The organism is Bradyrhizobium sp. 155 (assembly GCF_023101105.1).
Lineage (GTDB): Bacteria > Pseudomonadota > Alphaproteobacteria > Rhizobiales > Xanthobacteraceae > Bradyrhizobium > Bradyrhizobium canariense_D.
The window spans coordinates 2,498,530-2,523,730 of the sequence record NZ_CP064704.1 but is presented as its reverse complement, the minus strand read 5'-3'; the positions used below and the strand labels follow the sequence as shown (position 1 = coordinate 2,523,730).

Annotated in this window: 21 protein-coding genes; 6 read left to right on the top strand and 15 right to left on the bottom strand. The window is 63.0% G+C overall.

Annotated features, from left to right (window positions below; genetic code table 11):
• Positions 1-65 precede the first annotated feature (65 nt).
• Entirely contained in the window at positions 66-1,310 is a 1,245-nt protein-coding gene (locus IVA93_RS12215) for a hypothetical protein (RefSeq protein WP_231190544.1), read from the top strand.
• Here IVA93_RS12215 and IVA93_RS12210 read toward each other — a convergent pair.
• From IVA93_RS12210 to IVA93_RS12180, 7 genes are all read right to left on the bottom strand, one after another.
• The gene (locus IVA93_RS12210; protein ID WP_247541639.1) at positions 1,307-2,500 is read right to left on the bottom strand and encodes a glycosyltransferase family 4 protein; all 1,194 of its coding nucleotides are present in this window, start codon (positions 2,498-2,500) and stop codon (positions 1,307-1,309) included. The two genes, IVA93_RS12215 and IVA93_RS12210, sit on opposite strands and share 4 nt — an antisense overlap.
• The gene (locus IVA93_RS12205; RefSeq protein ID WP_247789811.1) at positions 2,493-3,425 is read right to left on the bottom strand and encodes an NAD-dependent epimerase/dehydratase family protein; all 933 of its coding nucleotides are present in this window, start codon (positions 3,423-3,425) and stop codon (positions 2,493-2,495) included. Before IVA93_RS12205 ends, IVA93_RS12210 begins: the two co-directional genes overlap by 8 nt.
• 75 nt (positions 3,426-3,500) lie before the next feature.
• Positions 3,501-4,121: an acyltransferase gene (locus IVA93_RS12200; protein ID WP_247367428.1), complete on the bottom strand. Its 621-nt coding sequence runs from the start codon at positions 4,119-4,121 to the stop codon at positions 3,501-3,503.
• Positions 4,122-4,197: 76 nt separating this feature from the next.
• On the bottom strand, positions 4,198-5,286 hold the full coding sequence (locus IVA93_RS12195; RefSeq protein ID WP_247367426.1) for a glycosyltransferase family protein: 1,089 nt from the start codon (positions 5,284-5,286) through the stop codon (positions 4,198-4,200).
• 3 nt (positions 5,287-5,289) lie between these two features.
• On the bottom strand, positions 5,290-7,128 hold the full coding sequence (asnB, locus tag IVA93_RS12190) for an asparagine synthase (glutamine-hydrolyzing) (RefSeq protein WP_247789810.1): 1,839 nt from the start codon (positions 7,126-7,128) through the stop codon (positions 5,290-5,292).
• 3 nt (positions 7,129-7,131) lie between these two features.
• The gene (locus IVA93_RS12185; protein WP_247485305.1) at positions 7,132-8,685 is read right to left on the bottom strand and encodes a lipopolysaccharide biosynthesis protein; all 1,554 of its coding nucleotides are present in this window, start codon (positions 8,683-8,685) and stop codon (positions 7,132-7,134) included.
• Positions 8,686-9,049: 364 nt separating this feature from the next.
• Positions 9,050-11,791 carry a M10 family metallopeptidase C-terminal domain-containing protein gene (locus IVA93_RS12180; RefSeq protein WP_247541635.1) on the bottom strand — a complete coding sequence of 914 codons (2,742 nt, stop codon included), beginning with the start codon at positions 11,789-11,791 and terminating at the stop codon, positions 9,050-9,052.
• Between the two features lie 199 nt (positions 11,792-11,990).
• Between IVA93_RS12180 and IVA93_RS12175 the strand changes: the two genes are divergently transcribed.
• On the top strand, positions 11,991-12,329 hold the full coding sequence (locus IVA93_RS12175; protein WP_247367418.1) for a hypothetical protein: 339 nt from the start codon (positions 11,991-11,993) through the stop codon (positions 12,327-12,329).
• Between the two features lie 133 nt (positions 12,330-12,462).
• Positions 12,463-13,656, top strand: coding sequence for a CaiB/BaiF CoA transferase family protein (locus tag IVA93_RS12170; protein ID WP_247367416.1), 1,194 nt, complete (start codon positions 12,463-12,465; stop codon positions 13,654-13,656).
• 143 nt (positions 13,657-13,799) lie between these two features.
• Here the strand turns inward: IVA93_RS12170 and IVA93_RS12165 are convergent, their stop codons facing one another.
• From IVA93_RS12165 to IVA93_RS12140, 6 genes are all read right to left on the bottom strand, one after another.
• Positions 13,800-14,669 (bottom strand): outer membrane protein, encoded by an 870-nt coding sequence (locus IVA93_RS12165; RefSeq protein WP_247367414.1) that lies wholly within the window; start codon positions 14,667-14,669, stop codon positions 13,800-13,802.
• A 156-nt stretch (positions 14,670-14,825) separates the two neighbouring features.
• Positions 14,826-16,343, bottom strand: coding sequence for a tripartite tricarboxylate transporter permease (locus tag IVA93_RS12160; RefSeq protein ID WP_247367410.1), 1,518 nt, complete (start codon positions 16,341-16,343; stop codon positions 14,826-14,828).
• Positions 16,344-16,355: 12 nt separating this feature from the next.
• On the bottom strand, positions 16,356-16,898 hold the full coding sequence (locus IVA93_RS12155; protein ID WP_247541631.1) for a tripartite tricarboxylate transporter TctB family protein: 543 nt from the start codon (positions 16,896-16,898) through the stop codon (positions 16,356-16,358).
• A gap of 186 nt (positions 16,899-17,084) precedes the next feature.
• Positions 17,085-18,071, bottom strand: a complete 987-nt coding sequence (locus tag IVA93_RS12150) for a Bug family tripartite tricarboxylate transporter substrate binding protein (RefSeq protein WP_524536860.1) — start codon at positions 18,069-18,071, stop codon at positions 17,085-17,087.
• 141 nt (positions 18,072-18,212) lie between these two features.
• Positions 18,213-19,010 carry an enoyl-CoA hydratase/isomerase family protein gene (locus IVA93_RS12145; protein WP_247541629.1) on the bottom strand — a complete coding sequence of 266 codons (798 nt, stop codon included), beginning with the start codon at positions 19,008-19,010 and terminating at the stop codon, positions 18,213-18,215.
• A 44-nt stretch (positions 19,011-19,054) separates the two neighbouring features.
• Positions 19,055-20,254: a pyridoxal-phosphate-dependent aminotransferase family protein gene (locus IVA93_RS12140; RefSeq protein ID WP_247789809.1), complete on the bottom strand. Its 1,200-nt coding sequence runs from the start codon at positions 20,252-20,254 to the stop codon at positions 19,055-19,057.
• A 220-nt stretch (positions 20,255-20,474) separates the two neighbouring features.
• Between IVA93_RS12140 and IVA93_RS12135 the strand changes: the two genes are divergently transcribed.
• Positions 20,475-23,486 (top strand): FAD-binding and (Fe-S)-binding domain-containing protein, encoded by a 3,012-nt coding sequence (locus IVA93_RS12135; protein WP_247541626.1) that lies wholly within the window; start codon positions 20,475-20,477, stop codon positions 23,484-23,486.
• Positions 23,479-23,907: a GlcG/HbpS family heme-binding protein gene (locus tag IVA93_RS12130; protein ID WP_247367384.1), complete on the top strand. Its 429-nt coding sequence runs from the start codon at positions 23,479-23,481 to the stop codon at positions 23,905-23,907. The genes IVA93_RS12135 and IVA93_RS12130 overlap by 8 nt, the downstream gene beginning before the upstream one ends.
• A 211-nt stretch (positions 23,908-24,118) precedes the next feature.
• Here the strand turns inward: IVA93_RS12130 and IVA93_RS12125 are convergent, their stop codons facing one another.
• Together IVA93_RS12125 and IVA93_RS12120 are read right to left on the bottom strand one after the other, a co-directional pair.
• Positions 24,119-24,286: a hypothetical protein gene (locus IVA93_RS12125; RefSeq protein ID WP_247367381.1), complete on the bottom strand. Its 168-nt coding sequence runs from the start codon at positions 24,284-24,286 to the stop codon at positions 24,119-24,121.
• A gap of 56 nt (positions 24,287-24,342) precedes the next feature.
• Positions 24,343-24,579, bottom strand: coding sequence for a hypothetical protein (locus IVA93_RS12120; RefSeq protein WP_247367378.1), 237 nt, complete (start codon positions 24,577-24,579; stop codon positions 24,343-24,345).
• Positions 24,580-24,707: 128 nt separating this feature from the next.
• On the opposite strand from IVA93_RS12120, the gene IVA93_RS12115 reads away from it, so the two are divergent.
• Entirely contained in the window at positions 24,708-25,073 is a 366-nt protein-coding gene (locus tag IVA93_RS12115) for a hypothetical protein (protein WP_247367590.1), read from the top strand.
• The last annotated feature ends 128 nt before the right edge of the window (positions 25,074-25,201 follow it).

Here is a 25,201-nt window from a genome sequence, read left to right as displayed (position 1 = left end):
TGAGCGCATTGTGCGACATCCAGAATGTGCGATCGCGGATGGATTCCAGGGCTGCAGTAGCGATCATGCTGCTGCTGCACAGTGCCGTCACCTGCCTGTCGCTGATCAAGGTCGCAACCTTGCAGTCGTATATCCACTTCAGCGGCGAGCGTGTCTGGATGGCGGTCGGCATTGCGGCCGCCTTTTCCGTGGTCTCGCTGCTGTTCACCGCCGCCCGCTTCAGCTTCGGTTATTTCGTCGGTTTTTATTGCTACACGATGATCCTGGGCTTCCTGTGGATCGACGTCTTCTCCGAATACAGCTACGAGCGATTGCTCGCGGGATGTTCGGCAGCGTTCTCGCTGGTGCTCTTCCTGCTGCCCATTCTGTTCGTCCGGGCGCCGTTCCGCCAACTCGTCGTGCTGTCAAATACCACCTTCGAGCATCTGCTCACGGCTATTTTGGCGATCTCCATTGGCACCATTGCCGTCGCCTCGACTTATAATTTCCGTGTGGTCGCCATCGCAGAGATCTACGACTACCGCGGCGCGCTGCAATTTCCTGGAGTGGTGCGATATCTCATCGGCTGGGTCTCCAGCACGCTGCTGCCGTTCGCCTTCGCCTGCTACTGGCTGCTCGGCTATCGCTGGCGCGCCGGCCTCGTGTTGATCCTGCTCCTGTCTTTCTATCCGATCACGCTGACGAAATTCTCGTTCTTCACGTCAGCCTGGCTGATCGTGCTTGCCGTACTGTCACGCTCTTTGAACGCAAGAACCTCGGCCATCACATCGCTCTTCGTTCCGATGCTGCTCGGCGTCGCCGCCTTGGTCTTGGCGGACTACGTCCTCCACGACCCTCTTGCCAAGTACTTCGATGTGGTCAACATCCGGATGATGGCCACGCCATCCAGCGCGCTCGACATCTACAACCATTTCTTCGCCAGTCATCCGCTGACCTGGTTCTGCCAGATCTCAGTGTTAAATGCGGTCATGTCTTGCGCTTACCAGGATCAGCTGTCGGTCGTGATGCAGGATACATACGGGTTCGGCATGCTCAACGCGTCCCTGTTCGCGACGGAGGGTGTCGCCTCGGTCGGACCTTATCTTGCACCGCTGACGGCGCTTGCGTCGGGTTTCATTCTGGCCCTGGGCAACCGTGCCTCGGCAGGATTGCCGCAGCGTTTAGTGTTGATCTCCAGCGGCACCCTACCGCATGTCCTGCTCAATACCCCGCTCACGGTCACCATGGTGACCCACGGCACCGCGCTACTCTTCCTGCTCTGGTACGTGGTGCCACGAAACATCTTTGAGCGGCCCGGCCTCCCTGACTAGCGAATTTCCGCGGTTTGCATCACGTCCCCAGTCAGTCGGACGAAATCCGCAACGAACGCCTTCACGCGATCCTCGAGATTCGGCAAAAGGTTCCGGATGGTCGCATGATCGGATGATTGTGCGACCTCCGTCAGGTGATCCGCCAGCGACTTGGAGTCGTGGATGCCGAAATATCGCGCGCCGCCCCCGGTCTGTTCGCGATGAACATCGATGTCGGACAGGATCATCGGGACACCAAACGCCTTCGCTTCCTCGACAGTGGTGCTCCACCCCTCGCACTCCGAAGGATTGATGAGGGCCATCGATGCGCGCAGGAGGGCGTAGACGTGATCCAGCGGGACCATTCCGAGATGCTTGAAGTTCATCTCGAGACCGCGCGACCGGACCTCCGTCATGGTCCTCTCGAAGAGACCGGATTCACGGAAGTCCGTACTGCCGGATGCCGCGACGACGACGTCCAGCCCCCGACATTTCAGCAGATTAAGCGCATCGACCACGACCTGATGATTTTTGTGCCGCCAGAACTGGTTTGGCAGATAAAAATACCGTGACGGAAGACCATAATGCGCAATCACGTCGGACGGCTGCGTGGCGAGCAAACCGGCGGGCGGCTCGGTGGCAAACCGGACGACCGAGACGCCGTTCGAATTGCCGGGATAGAACTTCTTGAAATCGCTGAGTGCCGTGGCGCTGCTCAGCATGATGTGCCGGCCCGATGCGATCTGAACCCGAAAGCCGAGATCACGCCGCCAATATGCACTCCTGGAGAACAGATGCGGGAGTAGTCGATGCTGGAAATCCGGGAACCATGCGACCGCCGGAAATGGCAGGCGCCAGCCAAAGAAGCGCGCGGATTCGAACACCATGTCGATCCTGCTGGCCGTGAAGGCGGCGGCGGCAGGTGCGTCCAAACCAAAGACGATCGCGCGGGCGAGGTCCGTCGCGCGGGCAAGACCGGTCGCTGCGTGATCGAACACCGGCGAGCGCACGACCTCAACGCCGGGAATGCCGGCCAACACCGCGATCTCCTCGGGATCGTCCGCCGTTCCGGCAAACAGCACGGGTACCACCGTCCCCGGAGAATGCCGGTTGAGCACCTCGAACAGATTGCGTTGATAGTTGTAACCCCCCGCCCATAATCGACGTGGGATGTTGGTGAATGCAATCCGCAGCGGCGCGCACTCAGGCACGAGCCTGGCTCCTGAACCATTCGACGTAGTCGACCAGACCGCGCTCCAGCGGGATCCGCCAATCGAAATTCATGTCGAGCACGCGCCCGTTGTCCGCCAGCAAGCTCGTCGGGTCCCCTGGCCGTCCGACGCCGGAAAAGCGCACGACCGTTTTGCTGTCCCAATGCCTGATCAGTCCCTCGGCAATATCGGCCACGCTCACGCCGCGCCCCGAACCGCCATTGATCACGCCAAAATCATCCTGCCACTCCGCTTGCGCGACGCGCGCCAGCAAGCGAACGACGTCACGAACGTCGGTCCAATCCCTGATCTCGGCGCCCGTCCCTCCGAGGTTCAGCGTTTCTACCTCGCTCCCCAGCCGAGAGCAGATATCCCAGAGCAGTTGCTTGCGAAGGTCGGGACCGTAGACAGAGAACAGCCGCACGACCATGCAGTGAATGCCGAAGCTCTGGACGTAGCTTTGGCACAACTGTTCCATGACCAGCTTGTGGTGTCCGTAGGGCGACATCGGCAGAAGGGCCGCGCTCTCGGGAATCGGACCGGTGTGATCGGCGCCGTAGACCGCGGCGCTCGAGACCACGATCAGCCCGCTGCTGGGCGCAAAACTTCGAAGCCATTCGAGCAGCCGCGCCGTGCTCGTCACGGTCCGCGAAAAATCCTCGAACGGGCGCGCGATCGACAGCCCGACCGATGACCCGCCGGCCAGATGGAAGACGTGCGACGGCAGGCCGTGCAAGGCGGCGAGCGCATTCAGATTGGCAGCGTCAACTTCGCCATTGATCCAGGTCTGCAAACCGAGGGCCTGTGCCTGGGTCGGATCGAGCGCACCGTGACCGACGCCATGGACCGCATGCCCGGCGCTCGCCAACTCGCGAACGAGATGACGGCCGATGAATCCGTTCGCACCGGTAACCCACGTGGACATGATGCTACCTTGACTGTTGCCAACGAGACGCTCGCTTGGCTCGCAAGCACAATATCGATACTGCCATACGCTCCCTCATCGCTCGTCCGGCGACAATTCCCTGACGATAGTCGCAGGATTGCCTGCTACGATGGAATATGCCGGAACATCCTTGGTGACTACAGCACCAGCGGCGACAATCCCACCCTCACCAATGGTCACGCCGCGCATAATCATGGCGCAAGCACCGATCCACGCATCATCGCAAATCTTGATCGGCCGGTCGTCGAGAGAAAGCTGCCTTGGGTGACCGGTAGAGAAAATCTGCTTCGCCTGTTCGTGCCGCTCAGCAGCACCGATCGGATGCGAGAGATTATCGAAAATGTTGACGGAATGCGAGATCAGGACGCGATTACCGATGTCGATCGAGGCGCCCGACCACAGGCGCGTGCCAACTCCGACATAGCACCATTCTCCGATCGTGATCCGACCGCCGTGACCGAGGATCATCAACTCGCCCCTGACGTGCGAATGGCTACCAATGACAATATTGTCACTATCGCCGAGCGCATTCCTGATCCGCGCGCAATGGGCCAGGAATGCTCCCGGTTGCAAGCGGCAGGTCGCCCGCCCGATCAGGCGCTGAGCGATGTAGTGCAAGTTGAGGCCGTCGATGGTGCGCGCGCACCAGCGCACCAGCGTGGAAAGGCTGGACATCAGCGCATCCTCTCACGTACCAAAATCCAACGTGCCCGGATTCTCATTTGACACCTCCGACAGAGCGACCGCGTGGTCAAAGGCGTCCTACGATCTTCCCGAACAGTTCCCACTGCATATCCTTGTGGTAAATGTCACGGATGCGTGCCCGACCCAGCGCCGCGATCTCGGCCGACCTCGGCCAATCCTGCAGATTCTGCGAGATCACTTCAGCAGCCTGCTCCGGGGTATCGTACGTTTCGATCGTGGTCCCAGCCTGCATGCCGTCAATATATCTTCCGGCGTCGGATACGAGCAATGCACCGCACCCCATCGACTCGAAGCAGCGCATGTTGCCGCGATCTTCGCCCGCCATATCAATCGAGCCATTAAGCGCGATCTTGGATGAACCAATCAGTTCGTAAAGCGCTCTCCCGAATACCGGCGGCCGAGCAATAGCTGCAATCGCATCGGGACGCCGGTGATTTCGCAGGGGGAGCAATCGTCCGATTGCGCTCTCGGCGAGCTGAGTCAGGCGCGATGCGTCTAGACAAAATACGACATCATGGCTGTCGGCTAGGCTCGCGACTCGCTCTAGCGTCTTTGCACGCTCCCGATGATGTCGTGAATAACCGCCGACGAAGAGGACGTCGATTGGACGTTCTCCGTGACCGTACTCGTCCATCACCGGATCATGCGCCGGGTAAAATACCTCGGCCCGGCATCCCTTCCGGCGCCACATGTCGAGCATAGAGGGAAAGTTTGCAAGCACGGCACCGTAGGCCGTAAAGTCAGCATTTCCCGACGGCGCGCCACGCCAGCACAATGTCTTCTTGACGCAACCCGGCAGCTTGGCAACGAATGCGCTCGGGTAGCGCACGGGATCGAGATTGTAGAATACCTCGGTGGCGTGATGCTCGATCTGCGCGAGCAGAATGGCCTCGAGCGTCGGCTCGCCAGACATGCCCTGCGCGCGCGCCCAGCGGCGCTGCAGGACCTCGTCATCCCCATTGGTGAAGAAGGCCTCCGGCGATCCATCGAGCACCGGTTTCAGAAAATGCATGGCACCGAAGCGATCGTTGAGAAACACCCGGCGTCGCTCTTCGAAGCTAACGGCCTTTGCCGCGAGCTGGTTCAACCGCGGCAGGTAGGATGGATAGAAACAGCTATTTTGGAACAGACGCATTGCTTATACGTACCTCGCCAACATCCATTTCATATTCAGATACGGCCAGATCCGCCCGACCGACTCCCAATCCCAGGACTTCGACGCCGTCAAACGGCTGACCGCCGCGCGCAGACCCGCTTCATCCACCAGTTCCGCAAACGCCGGCACATTCCTGTCCAGCAGGTCAGCCGTCCAGCCGGCCAGCGGTCCGTTCAACCATTCCGGCATCGGCGAATTGAAGCCGACCTTGCGGCGCGCCGTGCGAATGGACTCCGGCATCAAATTGGCCATCGCCCGCCGTGCAACAGCCTTGGTATAGCCGTCTGCCGATTTGCTGCTTTCGGGAAGCGCCATCGTATAGGTCACCAGCCGCCAATCCATGAAGGGCATGCGGACTTCGACGCCGTGCGCCATCGAAAGGCGATCGAAGTTGCGGAGGATGGTGGGCAGCACCGTGCTGTGAAACATCCGGTACAGGCGCTTGTTCAAGCCACCCCATTCACGCGGCAGCACATCGTCCTCCGCTATCAACGGGAGCGGGGCGGGAAGATTGCGCAGGCCACCGCGCAGAAAATACACGCCCTTCCGCTTGAGGGCCAACGCACGCAGGACGTCCACACAACGCCGGGCCAGTTTCGAACGCGACGCGAGGTCCTCTGCCGCGTTCCGTATTTGAAATGCGCGCGCTTGTCCTTCCTGCAAATAGCCGCCCATCAGCTCGTCAGCTCCGTGGCCGTCGAGTGACACCGTCACGTTGTTTTGGGTCAATCGCCGATAGAGCAGCCATATGGCGCTGGGCAACGCGATGTAGACGTCATCGAGATCGTCGAGAATCTGATCGAGGTCCGTCAGCGCATCGGCCTGTCCGATTTCGAGAAAAATTGGCGCGACATTGGCCCAGACGGCGGCCTCCTCAGCCATCGGCCTCTCGTCGTTCAAGGCGCCGGGGAACGTCGCAACAAAGGCGTGACGCCATGCCGTGCTGTCGCGCGGCCCCATGCCTTCTTTTTCGTGCGCCGCCATGGCGCAAATCACCGCCGACGAATCGAAGCCACCGGACAGGCATGTTCCGATCGGGACATCGCTGCGCATGCGCAGCGCCACGGCATCCTGGAACAGCTCGCGAAAGCGCGCGACACGCTCGGTTTCGGTGGCCGGTACCGGCGGCAGATGATCCACGGTCCGCCACCACCGCTTGACGCTGACCTTGCCCTGGCGAAGCCACATGCAGTGGCCGCCCTGCAGACGTCGAACCTGCCGAAACAGGGTCCGCTCGCTTCCTTCGATTCCGAAGGCATCGAGCAGCAGCCGGCGTGCAACCTCCATATCGACGGAAGTATCGATCAGTCCGCTCCGCACCAGCGCCCGTTGCTCGGAGGCGAAGATGAATCGTTCCGGCGACGCGGCATAGAGTAGCGGCTTGATGCCGAAGCGGTCGCGCGCAAGAAACAGCTCGCGGGTGCTGGTGTCGAAGATCGCCAGGGCCCACATGCCATTGAAGCGAGGCAGCATGTCTTCCCGCCAGGCCCGCCAGGCGGCCAGGATCACTTCGGTATCGGATTGGCTGCGGAACACCGCGCCCTGCGCCTCGAGCTCGCGGCGAAGCTCGAGGAAGTTGTAGATCTCGCCGTTGAACACGATCACATGGCGGCCGTCCGCCGACAGCATGGGCTGATAGCCGCCCTCGCCGGGATCGATGATCGCCAGGCGGCGGTGGCCGAATGCGAGGCTTCGGTCCGCGCTGAACCAGGTCCCCTCGCCGAACGGACCGCGATGCGCGATCAGGCTGGTCAGCCGCGAGATGTCGGCCGGTTCGACCGCGTTGCCACCCAGATTTACGATGCCTGCGATTCCGCACATGTCCTAGACAGCCTTGAGGGGCAAGAAGCGACGGACGATCGAACGAATATCCTGCCAGCAAGCCCTTCGATACGGACCCAATTGCGACGCCGCAACCGCGATTGCGAAAATGATCGCGGCCGTCACCGATGAAACAGCTCCCACCGACCACCAGGACGGCGCGAGCTGGAATGGCGCGCGGTCGAGACCGTATCGCACCGCCAGCGCCGTCGCGATCCCGATGCCGAGCGGCATCAGCACGCAATGCACGGTGCGCAACCACATGCCGGCGAGGTTAAAACTACGGCGCAACAAGAAGACAATTGTCGCCATCTGCGCGATCATTCCGGCGCATGCGCTCCAGCCCGCGGCCTGCCATCCGAAGCGTGGCAATGCGATGGCGCTGGTTACGAGTGTGACGACCCCCGTGATCAAAGCGATGAGCGCGTTGGAGCGCGACCGCCCGTGCGCCAGCAAGTAAAAGCCGAAGACGTTCGCGGTCGATCCGAGGATCCCGGCAATCGACAGGACGACGAGAACCTGTGCAGCCTCGGCCGCGACCTCGGCGCCGGTCCAAACATGCAGCAGCGGGCCGGCCACGGGGATCAATCCGCCGAGCGCGCTTGCGGCCAGGACGTTGAGAATCCAAGACGATCGGAACAGCAGATCGACCTTGCGGTCCTCGCTCTCCCCCTGCAGCGTGCTGAAGAAGGGAAACAGGATCTCGCCGACCTTCAGGATACCGATATAGGTCGCCTCCTGCAGGCGCTGCGCAACGCCGTAGAAGCCGACGAACTGCGGTTGCAGTAGCGCGCCAAGCAGATATCGATCGGCCTGCCCCGCAAGCAGCGCACCACCCTGTGCGGCAACCTGCCATCCGCCGAACCGAACCAGCCTGCCAAGCGCCTGGTGATGCAATGCTGGAGGCGCCAGCCACTGACGCATTGGGCCGCGACACCAAGCCAGCGCCAGCAACAGGCCGATCGCCAGCCCCAACGCCTGGCAACCCAGGAATGTCGATGCGTATGGCGCGGCAGGGATCAGGAGGAGCATCGCAAGAGTCGAGACCACGGTGCTGATGATGCCGATCGAGGCGATCCGGCGATAGTCTTGCCGCGCGGTGAACAACGAAATGAAGACCGCCGATACACATTGGCACAACCAGCCGATACCGGCCAACGCAAACGCCAGCGAAAGATCCTCGGCGGCCGGACCGGCCAGATGAAATCCGAGACGCGCGAGCGGAGCCCCGGCCACCAAAAGGAAAATGGCGATCGGCCCGCCTGCGCCGACCGCGAGCATGGCCGCGGTCGCGAATAGGCGTCGCGCGTCGTCGCGGTCGGATGGCTCCAGTCGCTGTGCAAGCTCGCGCGATGTCGACAGCCCGAGCGCGTTGCTGAACACCAGTGCCGGAGCAATGCATGCGGTGACAAGACCCGCGACACCGAACGCCGCGAGGCCGAGATGGGTGATCACGAAAGGCAGGATGGCTAGGTTCAGCACCACGGCTACCACGAAGGCCATCGCATTCCACGCGGAATTCCCCAGCAGATCGGGCGGTGTTTTTCTCAACGTCATGCCAGGCACCCCGGGGCCTTTCCCGCCAGACCCTTGCAAACGCGCGTCGATCAGGGTCCTCCCAAGTTGCGGATCGGGCTAGCAGGCAGCAGGCGGAATGTCGATAGGCGCGGACGCCGTCCCTAGGCTAATCCGGGCCATTTCGACTGCTTGCTCAAGCCGCTCGCACCCGGCGGCGAGCGGGCGCGTAGGGAGGAGGCGACGGATCCGGCCAGACGGCATAGGCGAGCCGCCGCCATCCGCAGGCAGGCCTGCAGCAGGCGTTACGTCCCCCACCGTTATATGACGATAGATCGCCGGAGGCACGCGAAGAAGTCTACGCATCTTCATTCCCGCACGCATCGATCAGCGCGGATTGCACTCTTCAGTAGATCAAAAAGTGTGCCAGGAGATATGCCGCTGCAGATGGCCCGTCGGCTGTGGCCCCCGCTGGCGGAACACCGATGGTACCGTCCGCATTGAGGTCTTGGTGGAAGGTGGCCTCGAGCGACTTAAACGACGCGTTCGTCCCCGACACCTCGGGAACGATATTGTCAGTATAAGTGCCGCTGACATCCACACTCCACGCCGTGTAGTGACCGGTCAGCGAGTCCTTCCAGGCCACATCATATCCGCTGGCGGTCTGCTCGGCTGCGATGGGCGCCCAAGTACCATACGCATTGGCGCTGACGGGTGAGCCGGCAATCTTCAGGACGGGCCCGCTGCCAGTACTGATATTGTCCAGGTAGAAATTGTCTCCCGTCTGCGTCAGCTTGGTGGAGCCCTGCGCCTCAATGATAGTGGTGGGAACACCGATGGTACCGTCCCCATTGAGGTCTTGGTGGAAGGTGGCCTCGAGCGACTCAAACGACGCGTTCGTCCCCGACACCTCGGGAACGATATTGTCAGTATAATTGCCGCTGACATCCACACTCCACGCCGTGTAGTGACCGGTCAGCGAGTCCTTCCAGGCCACATCATATCCGCTGGCGGTCTGCTCGGCTGCGATTGGCGCCCAAGTACCATATGCATTGGCGCTGACGGGTGAGCCGGCAATCTTCAGGACGGGCCCGCTGCCAGTACTGATATTGTCCAGGTAGAAATTGTCTCCCGTCTGCGTCAGCCTGGTGGAGCCCTGCGCCTCAATGATAGTGGTGGGAACACCGATGGTACCGTCCGCATTGAGGTCTTGGTGGAAGGTGGCCTCGAGCGACTTAAACGACGCGTTCGTCCCCGACACCTCGGGAACGATATTGTCAGTATAAGTGCCGCTGACATCCACACTCCACGCCGTGTAGTGACCGGTCAGCGAGTCCTTCCAGGCCACATCATATCCGCTGGCGGTCTGCTCGGCTGCGATGGGCGCCCAAGTACCATACGCATTGGCGCTGACGGGTGAGCCGGCAATCTTCAGGACGGGCCCGCTGCCAGTACTGATATTGTCCAGGTAGAAATTGTCTCCCGTCTGCGTCAGCTTGGTGGAGCCCTGCGCCTCAATGATAGTGGTGGGAACACCGATGGTACCGTCCCCATTGAGGTCTTGGTGGAAGGTGGCCTCGAGCGACTCAAACGACGCGTTCGTCCCCGACACCTCGGGAACGATATTGTCAGTATAATTGCCGCTGACATCCACACTCCACGCCGTGTAGTGACCGGTCAGCGAGTCCTTCCAGGCCACATCATATCCGCTGGCGGTCTGCTCGGCTGCGATTGGCGCCCAAGTACCATATGCATTGGCGCTGACGGGTGAGCCGGCAATCTTCAGGACGGGCCCGCTGCCAGTACTGATATTGTCCAGGTAGAAATTGTCTCCCGTCTGCACCAAACTGGTCGACCCGACCGCTTCGATCGTAGCGTTGATCAGGCTGGCGCTAGCAATGCTGCCGTCGGCGAACCGAAAAGATTCTGTACCCGTCACCGTGTCAGTGCCATCCGGCGTGCCGGAACGCTGATCGGCGATCGTGAAGGTCCGGGTTACCGAATTGTACGAGACGGCGTAATTCGCCTTGCTGCCCGAATACACCGCCGTATCCGTGCCCGCGCCGCCGATAATCGTGTCGTTGCCGCCGCCGCCGGTCAGCGTATCGTTGCCGGAACCGCCCGTCAGTGCGTTGGCGATGGCATTGCCGATGATCGTGTCGTTGCCGGCGCCGCCGATGGCGTTGTCGATGTAGGAACGCGCGTCGTTGTTGTAGAGATAGGCATTGTAGACGTTGCCCGACGCGTAATGGCCGTTGCCGAGATTGGCGAGTTGAACCGACGAGAACAGAGACGACGCACCTGGATTAAGGTTGATGCTCAAGTTCGTCGTGTAGTTTGACAGGTCGTAGGTATCGACGCCGCCACCATCCCAGATCGTCTCGTAGATGCGATTGGCCGAGCCACCGGCACCGCCATTGTCGGCCGGCTGGCCAGCGCCGTTGATGAACTCCTGCCCGGTGGTCGGGCTCCATGTATAGACGGTGGTCCCGCCCTGGGTGGTGTAGTTCGCGCCGTACATCGTCTGCAGCGCGAGAATATCGTTGGCCATATAGGTCTGCGGATACCCATAGGCTTCGTTGGTATAGCCGCTCGTTGTGGAAGCACCGACATAGCTGCGATAGCTCATGACGGTGTATTCGCTGTCGTCATGCGCGCTCGGCACCGCGACATTGGCGGGGCCGCCGGCTTCCTGACTGTGCTTCAGGCCAAGGGCGTGTCCGAGCTCGTGCAACGCAGTCGTAAAATAGTAATTGCCGAGCGCCGCCTGCGAATAGTTGTAGGCGGATCCGAACCACACGTCGCCGCCGGGCGCGTAGTTGCCGGGGTAATAGGCGTAGGATGTCGGATTGGCCGCCGGCGACTGCGCGACCATGATGTCGGCGCCGTTCGTTCCGGCGTACTGGATGTTGGCGTTGGTGTAGCCGAGGATCAGTCCAATCGCGTAATTGATCCCGGCCTGCATCTGGCTCGGCGCCGGGGCAAAACCCGAGGTCGTCGGCTCACCGCTGCCGCCGCTATAGGGATTGGGGTAGTCGCTTGCAGCGTCCGGAAAGCTGTAGGTGATCGTGCCGGACCATTTATATCCTGACAGCAGGCCGTCGATCTCGGCGTTGTTGGTCGCACTGACGTTGACTGCTGTAGCCAAGGGGATCTCCGAAGCGGCAAACCCCGTTCGATTCGGGGCGCGGACAGGTGATTCTAGCTTGAGAGTTAAATCTTTGGTTTAATTTTGGCGAGGAGATCCTGACTCCGTCCATAACGCCGTGTTAGCCATCAGATCCCGTGTTCATACGGGCTAGGACAAGGATGTCAGTTCCAGCTCACTGCGTTTTGCGAGTGAAAAGATGAAACTAGGTCCACTCTCGGCCGGGCTGTTCGGCCTCTTGGTGGCGCTCGCCGGGCCGGGCCATCTACCCTTCGGAGGACTGCCTGTCATGGTCGGCAAAGCCAATGCGGATGAGAGCGGCAAGGAAAGCGGCAAGGAAAGCGCCAGGCAAGGCGGCACAGCGGGGCGCGCGCCTTCCGTTCCAATGGCTCGCGACCCCTCGGCTGCGGTCGCGGAGGAGTACGAATCCGCTCGTCGCAAGGGAACGCGGGAGGCGTTCGAGCTGTTCATTGCGCGCCACGGTGATGACCCGCTGGCCGAGCGGGCGCGCGCCGAGCTGAAACAGCTGGCGCGCTGATCCTTCGCGGCGCCCCTCAGGCATTGCACTTCGACAGGCGGCATCCGCGCGGCCCAGACCTGCCGCGTGTTGTCTTGCTGCATGGTCTTTCAGCACTATGGTAGGCCCGCAATCAATCCCGGAGCCCATCAAGATGCCCTTTCCGCATGCCTCGGAAGCCCTGTCACGCTTCACCGTGCTCGATTTGACCCGCGTCCGGTCCGGGCCCACCTGCGTGCGGCAGCTCGCGGACTGGGGCGCGAACGTGATCAAGATCGACGCGCTGACCGAGGATGCCGGCGGCGAGCAGCCGGGCGGACCGCGGCGGGGCTCCGACTTCCAGAATTTGCACCGCAACAAGCGGGCGATGACGCTGAACCTGAAGGACGAGCGCGGGCTCTCCGTGTTCAAGCGCCTCGCCGCCAAGGCCGACATCGTGGTCGAGAACTTCCGTCCCGACGTGAAAAAGAAGCTCGGTATCGATTATGAGGGCCTCGCCAGGATCAATCCGCGCATCGTCTACGGCAGCATCTCGGGCTTCGGCCAAGACGGGCCCTACCACAAGCGGCCGGGCTTCGATCAGATCGCGCAGGGCATGGGCGGGCTGATGTCGATCACCGGCGCGCCGGGCGAAGGCCCGATGCGGGTCGGCATTCCGGTCGCCGACCTCACCGCCGGCCTGTTTTGCGCCATGGGCATCCTCACCGCGCTGCTGGAGCGCGAGGTCTCGGGCAAGGGCCAGTGGGTGCAGACCTCGCTGCTGCAGGCCCAGATCTTCATGCTCGACTTCCAGGCGGCGCGCTGGCTGATGGAGAAGGAAGTGGCCAAGCAGGCCGGCAACAACCACCCGACCAGCATTCCGACCGGCGTGTTCAAGACCTCGGACGGTTACATCAACATCGCCACCACGGGCGGGCGGATCTGGGAGCGCTGCGCGCAGGCGATCGGCGCGCCGGAGCTCTACAGCCATCCCGACTATCTGACCGCGCCGGCCCGCTCCAAGAACCGCGACGCGCTCAATGCCGAGATCGAGAAGCGTACCTTGACGAAGTCCACCGAGACCTGGGTCCGTGAACTCAACGAGGCCGGCGTGCCCTGCGGGCCGATCTACGCCATCGACCAGATGTTCGAAGACGAGCAGGTCAAGCATCTCGGCATCGCGCAGGAGGTGCCGAATGACGAGGGGCGCGACATCCGCCTGGTCGGCCAGCCCGTGACGCTGTCGCGCACGCCGAGCAGGATGGTGGCGCGGCCGCCGGAATTCGGCGAGCAGACCGACGAAGTGCTGAAGGAGTTCGGCTTCGGCGCGGACGAGATTGCCAAGCTCAGGGACGCGAAAGTGGTGTGAGTGTTCATTAGAGGTTGGCCAGAGAGGTTGGCCAGCGAACTCGCGGAGCAATGAACAGGCAACGCGGGGTCGAATAGCCAGGCCGGAAACGACAAAGCCCGGCGTGAGCCGGGCTTTACTTCTTGTTGACGCCTCTGTTTTTCTTAGTACCGGGCGACCACCGGGCCACCGAACTGGTAGTTGATGCCGGCGCGCAGGATGTGGTCGGTGAAGCGCGACGAGACGTTGGCACTGATCGTGGAGAGCGGCGCCAGCGTGAATGGACCGGAGCCGAAGCGTCCGAGGTCCATGTAGAGATATTCGAGCTTGGCGCTCCAGTTCTGGGTGATCTTGCCTTCGACGCCCACGCCAGCGGTCCAGCCGGCACGCGTCGTCGAGTTCGAGCCGACCGAGCCGACCGCCACACCCGCGGGCGTGAAGCCGGACATCGTACCGGTGGTCTTGATCTCTCCAAAGGCCAGACCACCAGTGCCGTAGAACAGCACCTTCGGCGTCGCCAAGATGCCGACGCGGCCGCGGACCGTACCGAACCACTGAAGATGTTGGTCGATCGTCAGCGAGGTGCCGGCAGCGGCGCCGGCGGGAAGGAAGGTAAGGCCCGGAAGACAGGCTCCTCCTGCAGGTCCGGTGGGGGCGCAATTGAAACCGGCGCGGCCCTTTTCACCCGACCATTGCAGGTCTCCCTCGATACCGTAGACCCAATTGGCGCTCTGCCAGTTGTAGCCAGCCTGGCCACCGGCGATGCCACCGTTCATGTCGAACGACGCATTGGTGATGGAGCCGGCCGGCGGCGCGATCGCAGCACCGGTTGCCGAGTTGAAGTAGGAGACGTCGGTGCGCGAGCGGCCCCAGCTGTAGCCGCCATTGGCGCCGACGTAGAATCCGGTCCAGCTCCAGACCGGATCGACCATGACCGGCGCCTTGACGTAGGGCCTTGCGGCCAGATCGGCCGCCAATGCGCCCGTCGCGAACAGCGACATCGCCGCCGCCATTCCAATCACAATCCGCTTCATGGCAATTCCTCCGCCCCAATTTGATGATGAAAATATACGCGGAGGAGCGCCCAACGGCTGTGCCGCGCCAGCAACAACCGGAAACAATCGGGGCGTGCAACGCCCAAGCCTAGAGCGACATCACCCCTATGTATCTGAATCCAGGGGATATTCTACCTAGCTGGGCGCCTGCTTGGACCGCTGCGTCAATCCGACACGGGCAAGCAAGCCGTCGATCACAGGCCAAAACAGCAGCACGATCGCCAAGGTTGTGATCGAGCCCACCAGGCCGTTCGCCCAAAACACCTTGAGGTCGCCGCCCGCGCCGATCATCGACAGACGGAAGGCATCCTCGGCGCGGTTGCCGAGCACGAGCGCCAGCGTGAACGGTGCGAGCGGAATGCCGATCTTCTTGAAGACGTAGCCGACGACGCCGAAGCCGAGCATCAGCCAGATATCGAACATCGCGTTCTGGATTGCATAAGCGCCGATCGCGCAGGACACCACGATCATCGGCGCCACCGCGGCGAACGGCACGCGCAGGATCGAGGCGAAGATCGGCACCGTCGTCAGCACCAGCACGAGGCCGACGACGTTGCCGAGATACATCGAGGCGATCAGACCCCAGACGAAGTCCTTGTGCTCGACGAACAGCAGCGGTCCCGGATTGAGCCCCCACACCATCAACCCGCCGAGCAGGATCGCGGCGGTGCCGGAGCCGGGAATGCCGAGCGCCAGCATCGGCAGCAGCGCCGCGGTGCCGGAGGCATGCGCCGCCGTCTCCGGCGCGAACACGCCCTCGATACGGCCCTTGCCGAAGCTCTCGGGATCCTTGGAGAAACGCTTTGCCAGGTTGTACCCCATGAAAGAGGCAGCGATCGCGCCGCCCGGGGTGATGCCGAGCCAGCAGCCGATGAAGGATGAGCGCAGCAGCGTCACCCAGTATTTCGGCAGGTCCTTCCACACACTCAGCACGACGCGCAACGAAATGCTCGCCGCGTGTCCGCGCAGCGCCAGGCGCTCCTCCATCGTCAGCAGGATCTCGCTGATGCCGAACAGGCCGATGACGGCGACGAGGAAGTTGATGCCGCGGAGCAGCTCGGACGAGCCGAAGGTCATGCGCAGATTGCCGGACACCGTGTCCATGCCGATGCCGGCGAGCAACAGCCCCAGCGACATCGAGATGACCGTCTTGTGCTTGGCCTCGCGCCCCAGCCCGACGAAGGAGCAAAAGGTCAGCAGATACACCGCGAAGAACTCGGGCGGGCCGAACTTCAAGGCAAAGGACGAGATCATCGGGGCGAGGAAGGTGATCAGGAGCACAGCGACCAGCGAGCCGATGAAAGAGGACGTGAACGCCGCCGTCAGCGCCTCCGCCGCCCTGCCCTGCTGCGCCATCGGATAGCCGTCGAAAGTGGTCGCGACCGACCAGGCTTCGCCGGGGATGTTGAACAGGATCGAGGTGATCGCGCCGCCGAACAGCGCGCCCCAATAGATGCAGGACAGCATCACGATCGCCGAGGTCGGATCCATCGTGAAGGTGAGCGGCAACAGGATCGCGACGCCGTTGGGTCCGCCGAGTCCGGGCAAGACGCCGACGAAGATGCCGAGCACCAGCCCGACCATCATCAGCACGAGAGTCTTCCACGTCAGCAGGACGGCGAAGCCGTGAAGCAACAGGCCGAAAGCTTCCATCGCAGGCTCGCCTTAGTGGCCGAAGGCCGCTTCGAGCGGCCCTTTCGGCATGATGACGTCGAAGGCGACGTCGAAGGTAACGAACATGATCGCCGTGAATACGACAGCAGTGAGCAGCGACTTCCACAGCGCGATCTTGCCGACGAGACGCATGAAGCTCGCGATCAGGAGGAAGCTCGCGACATAGAGGCCGAGAAACTGCGTCGCCAGGCAGAACAGCAGCGTCGGCACGAACACCGCCATGACGCGGCGGGCCTGCGCGCGCGTGACGAAGGTGTCGGGTGCCCCGCGGTGCGCGACCAGCGCCACGATCAGACCGTAGAGGCTGGCACCACCGAGAATGACGGAGAGGTAGAACGGGAAATAGCCGGGCTCCGGCCCGGTCGAATCCCAGGAGGCGCCGGTGCGCCAATTGTCGTAGCCGAGCGTGGCGGCCAGCGCGAGCAGCAAGAGACAGACGAATATCTCGATCGTGCCGGAGGAGACGACGGAAGGCGAGTCGTGTTCGGGCGCGGTCGGATCGTCGACGACGATTTCAAGATCAGTCTGGGGCATGAGCCGTTTCGGACGGAGTAAGTTCAATTCCCCCTCTCCCCGCTTGTGGGGAGAGGTCGGGGTGAGGGGAAGTCTCGACGGGGAGGGTGAGAGTTGGACTCGCGGAGAGAGTCCTCACCCCAACCCTCCCAGCGCGAGCGAAGCTCGTCGCGCCTCCGTAAGAACGGGGCGAGCGAGAAGAGGCCGCTACTTCGCGACGAATCCGGCTTCCGTCATCAGCGACTTGTTGACTGCATCGTCCTCCTCGAGGAATTGCACCATGTCCTTGCCGGTGAGGAAGATCGGCTTCAGCGCCTGCTTTTCCATGTAGTCCTTGTATTCCGCGGTCTGCGTCACCTTGTGGAACAGCTCGACATAGAAGGCCTGCTGTTCCGCCGTGACCTTGCCGGGCAGGAACATCGCGCGCAGCATCAGATACTGTACATCGACGCCCTCCTCCTTGCAGGTCGGGATGTCGGCCCAGGACTGCGTCTCCGTCACCTTGCTGGTGTAGGAGATTCGCTCCTTGTCGAACACGCAGAGCGGACGCACCTGGCCCGCGCGCCAGACTTCGAGATTTTCGGATGGATTGTTGACGTTGGATTCGGTGTGGTTGCCGACGAGCTGGGTCGCGGCCTCGCCGCCGGACTTGTAGGGCAGATAGGAGAATTTCGCGCCGGTCTTCTGCTCGAGGAACACGGTCAGGACGTGATCCTCGCGCTTCGAGCCGGTGCCGCCCATCTTGAACGGCGCGCTCGCCGCCTTTGCGGCTGCGACGAACTCCTTCACCGTCTTGGGACCCGCGCTGTTGTCCCACAGCACGAACTGGTCGAGCGCGATCACCGAAACCGGGGTCAGCTCACGCCAGTTGAACGGGATCTTTGCCGATAGCGGCAGCATGTAGATCAGCGAATAGGCGATCAGCACCTTGTTGGGGTCGCCCTCGCTGGACTTCATGTACATCAGTGCTTCCGCGCCGGAAGCCCCGCCCTTGAGCGAGACCACAATCGGCTGCTTCATCAAATTGTTCTTCTGGATGGCGGCCTGCATCATCCGCGCCATCTGGTCTGAGGCGCCGCCCGCGCCCGCGGCGACCACGATCTCGACCGGTTTGGCTGGCTCCCAGCCGGCAAGGGCCGGCGTGCTCGACGATAGCGCCGCTGCGACGCCAACAGCTTGGATCAGAATTCGCACGAGTTTCGTCCCCTGGTTATTGTTGGCTTTGTTTGCCAGGAATTTATCGGCGCATTGTGCGGACTAATGCGAGCGAGTTCAAGCACGCGGGCATCACGCTGCCTATGACTTTCGGCTGACGAAGCCAAGCCAGGGTCCGCGCTACTTGCCCTTCCAGTTCGGCGTGCGCTTGTTGAGGAAGGCGTCCATTCCCTCGCGGAAATCTTCGCTCATATAGGCCTTGAGGATCAGATCCTCGCCTTCTTCGCGCGACAGCGTGCGGCGGATACGGCGCACTGCCTCCTTGGTCGCTTCAAGCGTCAGCGGGGCATGGCTCGCCACGAGCCTGGCGGTCTCGTCGGCGCGGCGCTGCAGCGTCTCGACGTCCGGAACGATTTCGTTGAGGAGGCCGAGCGCCAGTGCTTCCGGCGCCTCGACGAGGCGCGCCTTGAAGATCAGATCCTTGGTGCGGGCGGGGCCGACCAGCGAGACGACGCGGCTGATGTTCGACATCGACAGGCAGTTGCCGAGCGTGCGCGCGATCGGAAACCCGATGCGCGTGGTTTCAGTCCCGATGCGGAGGTCGCAGCAAGCCGCAATTCCCGCGCCGCCGCCAGTGCAGGCCCCCGCGATCGCCGCGATCACGGGCACGCGGCACTGCTCGAGCGTGCCGAGTACGCGGTCGATGCGGGCCTCATAGTCGAGCGCATCCTGCGCGGTTCTGAACGCACGGAACTGAGAAATGTCGGTGCCGGAGGCAAACGCCTTGTCACCGGCGCCGGTCAGAATCAGCGCCTTGATCGAGCGGTCGGCGTTGATCTCCTGGCAGATCTCCGCCATGCGCTCGTACATGGCGAAGGTCAGTGCGTTGCGCGCCTGCGGGCGGTTGAAGGTAATCCGCGCGATGCCGTCCGTGACGGAGTAGAGCAGGTCTTCGTTGGCGGTCGTCGGTGCGTTCATCGCGCGCTCTCTTTTCTCGAAGTTGGCTCAGGCAAGCTGAGCCTTCAGGCAACCTGAGCCTTGGACATCGGCACCACGTCGCGTCCCTTCAGGACGTCCATGGCCGCCAACACCCCGCCGCTCCTGTGCGGGATCTTTGCAAGATCGAGGCCCATCTCGACTCCGGCGAGCGTGCCCATCAGCATCAGATCGTTGAAATGACCGATATGGCCGATGCGGAACACCTTGCCCTTGACCTTGTTCAGGCCGGTGCCGAGCGACATGTCGAAGTTTTCCAGCACCACCTTGCGGAAGGCGTCGGCATCGTGGCCATCAGGCACGCGCACGCCGGTCAGCGCCGGCGAATGCGCGGCAGGATCGGCGCACTGCGTCTCCAGGCCCCAGACCTTGATCGCGGCACGGGTCGCCGCGCTGTGGCGCTTGTGGCGCGTCCAGACGTTCTCGAGCCCCTCCTCTTCCAGCATCTTGATCGCCTCGCGCAGGCCGTACAGTAAATTGGTCGCGGGCGTATAGGGGAAGGTGCCGAGCTTGTTGAAGCCGATGACCTCCTGCCAATCCCAATAAGAGCGCATGCCGGGGTTGGCCTTGGCCACCGCGAGCGCCTTCTCCGAGACGGCGTTGAAGCCGAGGCCCGGCGGCAGCATCAGGCCTTTCTGGGAGCCCGCGACCGAGACGTCGATGCCCCAGGCATCGTGCTCGTACTCCATCGAGCCGAGGCCGGAAATGGTGTCGACCATCAGCAGCGCCGGATGCTTGATCCGGTCGAGCAGCTTGCGCACCTCCAGCGGCGGCGTCACGCAGCCGGTCGAGGTTTCGTTGTGGACGACGCAGACCGCCTTGATCGTGTGCTGCTTGTCGGCCACAAGGCGCTTCTCGATCTCGGCGAGATCGGCGCCATGGCGCCAGTCGCCCGGGATGAAGTCGACGTCGAGCTTGAACTTGTCGGCGATACCGCGCCACAGCACGGCGAACTGGCCGGTCTCGCACATTAGCACCTTGTCGCCGGGCGCGAGCACGTTGACCATCGCAGCTTCCCAGGCGCCGGTGCCGGACGAGGGGAAGATGATCACGGGCTGCTTGGTGCGGAACACCCGCTGCATGCCGGCGAGGACGGCGAAACCGAGCTCTGCGAACTCCGGACCGCGATGGTCCAGCGTCGGCATATCCATCGCCCGCAGCACCCGGTCGGGCACGTTGGTCGGTCCTGGAATCTGGAGAAAATGCCTTCCAGTATGCACGGTCATCGGCGTCCTTCCCGGTCTCTTGAGTCTGTCTTGGCTTTGAGCCCAGCTTGACTTCGAGGCCTACGGCCTCAAGGGGGCTGCGTAAGCCGCTCGAATATCACTATTCGCCGGGCTTGTCCCTCGCCGGGCGGGGTCCGTCAATGCACAAGAAGCAGGGCTCGCCTTGCCAAGGGCCGTGACCGTAGGCAAGACGGGGGCGGCGAACAGGCAAGAGCGGACTATGGCGGCGGAAGTGCCCGGTAAATCAGAGGAATCGGCCAAAAAGGACGGCCTCGCGGAACGTCTGGCCCGCGAAGTGACCGGGGACGTCCTGTTCGACGCTTTCAGCCGGGGCCGCTACGCCACGGACGCTTCCTTCTACCAGATCATGCCCACTGGCGTGGTGGTGCCGCGCACCATGGACGAGGCCTTGCGGGCGCTGGCGATCGCGCGCGACGAGGGACTGAAGGTGACCCCGCGCGGCGGCGGCACCTCGCAATGCGGCCAGACCGTCAATGACGGCCTCGTTGTCGATCTCTCGAAGCACCTGAACCGAATCCTGTCGCTCGACGTCGAAGGGCGCACCTGCGTGGTCGAGCCCGGCATCGTGCTCGACGACCTCAACCGCCAGCTGAAAAAGCACGGCCTCTGGTTTCCGGTCGATGTCTCCACGGCGTCGCGCGCCACCATCGGCGGCATGGCCGGCAACAATTCCTGCGGCGGCCGTAGCCTGCGCTACGGCACCATGCGCGACAACACGCTGTCGATGGAGGCCGCGCTCGCCGACGGCACGCTGAGCCGCTTCGGCGAAGTGTCTCGCGATCTCTCCGATCTCGATGCGAACGACAGCGCCCAAGCCCTGTTCCGCGACATGCTCGATCTCGGCGCCCGCGAGGCTAACGAGATCGCCGCACGCTTTCCAAGAGTGCAGCGCCGTGTCGGTGGCTACAATCTCGATGCGCTGGTGCCGCGCAATGCGCGCAACAACATGGCCCACCTTCTCGTCGGCTCCGAGGGTACCCTCGCTTTCACCACCAAGGTCGAGCTGAAGCTGTGGCCCGTGATCCGCAACAAGGCGCTCGGCATCTGCCATTTCGGCAGTTTTTACGAGGCGATGGACGCGGCCCAGCATCTGGTCAAGCTGAAGCCGATCGCGGTCGAGCTGGTTGATCGCACCATGCTCGCGCTCGGCCGTGACATCGCGATGTTCCGGCCCATCATCTCCACCGCCATCAAGGGTGATCCGGATGCGGTGCTCGTGGTCGAGTTCGCCGAGGAGAATCAGGCGGACAACCTCGTACGCCTGAAGCAACTCGGCGAGTTGATGGGCGATCTCGGCTTCGGCTGGAATAACGACAAGCGCAAATGGGGCGGCGTGGTCGAAATCACCGAGCCCACGCTCCAGAGCGGGATCGCCGATTTCCGCGCCGCCGGCCTCAACGTCATGATGTCGATGAAGCAGGAGGGTAAGCCGGTCTCCTTCGTCGAGGACTGCGCCGTGCCGCTGCCGCATCTCGCCGACTACACCGCGCGGCTGAGCGAGGTGTTTGCCAAGCACGGCACCAGCGGCACGATGTATGCTCACGCCTCCGAAGGCTGCCTGCATGTGCGGCCCGTGCTGAATTTGAAGCTGGAGAAGGACGTCAAGGCGATGCGGGCCATCGCCGAGGAAGCCTTCGAACTGGTGCGCGAATACAAGGGCTCGCATTCCGGCGAGCACGGCGATGGCCTGGTGCGCTCCGAATTCCACGCAACGATGTTCGGCGAGCGCTTGGTCGCCGACTTCAGGGAAGTGAAGCAGCGCTTCGATCCCGAGGGCGTGCTCAATCCCGGCAAGATCGTCGACGCACCCAGGATGGACGATCGTTCGCTGTTCCGCTTCAAGCCTGACTATCGCGTCGCTGAGCTCGAGACAAAACTCGACTGGTCGGCTTATCCCGGGGCCGGTGGCGGTTTTCAGGGCGCGGTCGAGATGTGCAACAACAACGGCGCATGCCGCAAGCTCGAGGGCGGCGTGATGTGTCCGTCCTACCGCGCAACACGCAACGAGAAGGACGTGACGCGAGGGCGCGCGAACACCTTGCGGCTCGCGATCTCCGGCCAGCTTGGCGCGGGCGCGCTCTCCTCCGACGAGATGATGGAGACGCTAAAGCTTTGCGTGTCCTGCAAGGCCTGCCGCCACGAATGCCCAACCGGCGTCGACATGGCCAAGATGAAGATCGAGGTGCTCGCCGCGCGCACGGCCTCGCACGGCCTGACCTTGCGCGACCGGCTGGTCGGCTACCTCCCGCGCTATGCCGGCCTCGCGTCGCGCTTCGCGCCGCTGGCGAATTTGCGCAACCGCAGCCCGCTGCTGCGAAAGCTGTTCGAGCGCTTTGCCGGCATCAGCGCCCGCCGCGCGCTCCCCGCCTTCCGCAGCGACGTATTCGTGCCGCCGGCCGAGGCGGTCGGGCCGGAAACCGGCCGCGAGATCGTGCTGTTCGCCGACACCTTCAACCGCATCTATGATCGCGAAAACCTCGAGGCCGCGCTGCGCGTGCTTTCGGCCGGGGGCTATCGCGTGCATCTGCCGAAACCCGCAAGCGGCGGCCGTCCGCTGTGCTGCGGCCGCACCTTCCTGTCCGCCGGCCTCGTCGACGAAGCCAGATCCGAGCTCGATCGTCTGGTCGCCGCGTTCGCGCCCTTCGCCACGCGCGGCGTGCCGATCATCGGTCTCGAGCCGAGCTGTCTTTTGACGCTGCGCGACGAGCTCGCCTCGCTGCGCAAGGACGACGACGCCAAGGCCGTCCGCGCCCACGCGCTGACCTTCGAGGAATTCCTGGTGCGCGAGGCCGAGGCTGGCCGGCTGCAACTGCCGCTCGGCACCGTCGCCGACAAAGCCCTGGTGCACGGCCATTGCCATCAAAAATCCTTCGGCGCGTTCAAGCCGGTCGAGCAGGTGCTGCGCCTCATCCCTCGTCTTGAGGTCGAGACCATCGAGTCGAGCTGCTGCGGCATGGCCGGCGCCTTCGGTTATGGCGCAGACACCTACGATGCCTCGATCGAGATGGCCGAGCTCTCGCTGCTACCCGCCGTGCGGCGCGCAGACCAGAATACGCTCGTTGTTGCCGACGGCACCTCCTGCCGGCACCAGATCCACGACGGCGCCCAGCGCGAGGCGCTTCACGTTGCTCGCGTGCTGGCGATGAGCCTCAATCGTGCCAAGACCCAATCCACAACCCCTCCCCTTGCAAAGGAAACCAGTCATGGCTGACCTCACCCTCGACATCGCTCGCAAGATCCTCGACGCCGCCTTCGCGAAATCCACCGAGCTGAAGCTGAAGCCGCTCGCCGTCACCATCCTGGACGCCCGCGGCGTGCTCAAGATCGCCGCGGCGCAGGACGGCACCAGCCTGATGCGCGCCGAGATCGCGCACGGCAAGGCCTATGGCGCGCTCGCATTGGGCATGGGTTCACGCGCCCTATTCCAGCGCGCGCAGGAGCAGGCCTATTTCATCGACGCCGTGAACACGATGGCTAAGGGCGCGCTGGTGCCGGTCCCTGGCGGCGTGCTGATCATGGACGGCACCACGCTGCTAGGCGCCGTAGGCGTCTCCGGCGACACCTCCGACAATGACGAGGCGTGCGCGGTGGCCGGCATCCAGGCAGCGGGGTTGAAGGCCAACGCGGGGTAGTAATCGTCCACGCACCCAGAGCTCCTGCGCTTGACAAGGCGTTATGGAGTGCGCCGCGTAATCAACCCACTCCTGAGAACCTTCGTTCTCGACACCCAGTCCGGTCGCGAAGTCGGGGCGTACCAATGCCCTAACTGCGCCAAGCTGCACTGGAAAGAGTGAAGCGCATCAGGACGTGCGGTTGAGAAGAGGCCCGCCCATTGAGGCGGCCTTACTCGTTCTCGGTTTGCGAAATTGCGTGTTCCAGTTCGGCTGCAAGAACCTTGTAGTGCGCGACGATCCTCTCGAAGGCTTCGCGTTTGATGACGGACTTTGCTGCGTCCCTCAACTGCTCGCACTTCACAATCTGCTCGCGCAGTGTCGCAAGATGTTCGATCATGACGCGCTCCCCGGCGGGAACACGCTACCGGCAAAGTCGGTACCTGCAATCGCGCCTTAGTGCTCGATCCGCCCGAGCTTTTGACGCGACTGCGCCTGCTGCTTCTCAAGCTGCTCCTCGACGAACATCAGGACAAGGCGTCGCGCATCCTTATCTGCGATCTTCTGGAAGGCTGTGATCAGGCGCAGCATCTGCAGATCTTCAACTCCTTGGGACATGGCAAAGACCTCATCGGAAATACGGAACACTGAAATACGTTGAATTATGCCGCCGTTATTCCCGGAAAGGAACATGGAACTTGGTCGAAGGTTAAACCGTCGCCGGCTCACCGCCCGAGCTGGCGGAGCGGCCCCGGCCACCCTCAAGAGCCCCCTGAAGCCGGGGCCGTATCTCCGCCCGGTCGATTGTATGGAGTAAGCGCCTGCGTTCCTCGCCCTCGATCGTGCCGGCCGATCGCCTCGATCGCGATATCTACCTTGTCCTCGAAGACTTCGGCGCGCGGGCCGGCTGCGCATGGCGCGAGACGGACGAAGCGGACACCGACCTCGAGACCGTGCTGCGCGGCCTCCTCTCCGGCCAGTACCTCTATCCCGTCCGGATCGTCTGCTTCAACGCGATAGAGGGATGGTCGCGCGACGCCACCTCCGATGTCGCCGACGCGCTGGCCCGGCGCACGGTCGACAACGACGAGGAAGTCTCCCCCGCCCTCGAGGGTTTCATCAGCGCCAACGCGACCAGGCGCTTCGACATACAGCTCACGCCGCCGCTGAAGGGCGCCGCAGCATGATGTTCCGGGAGGGCAAGCCGGAAGGGCCGTGCGCCGGAAAGCGAGCGCCACTTCATCCGCTGCCCGATCTGCGACAAGGCCAGCAAGACTACCCCATCGTCGGCGGGGATCTGGAAAGGGACGGAGTG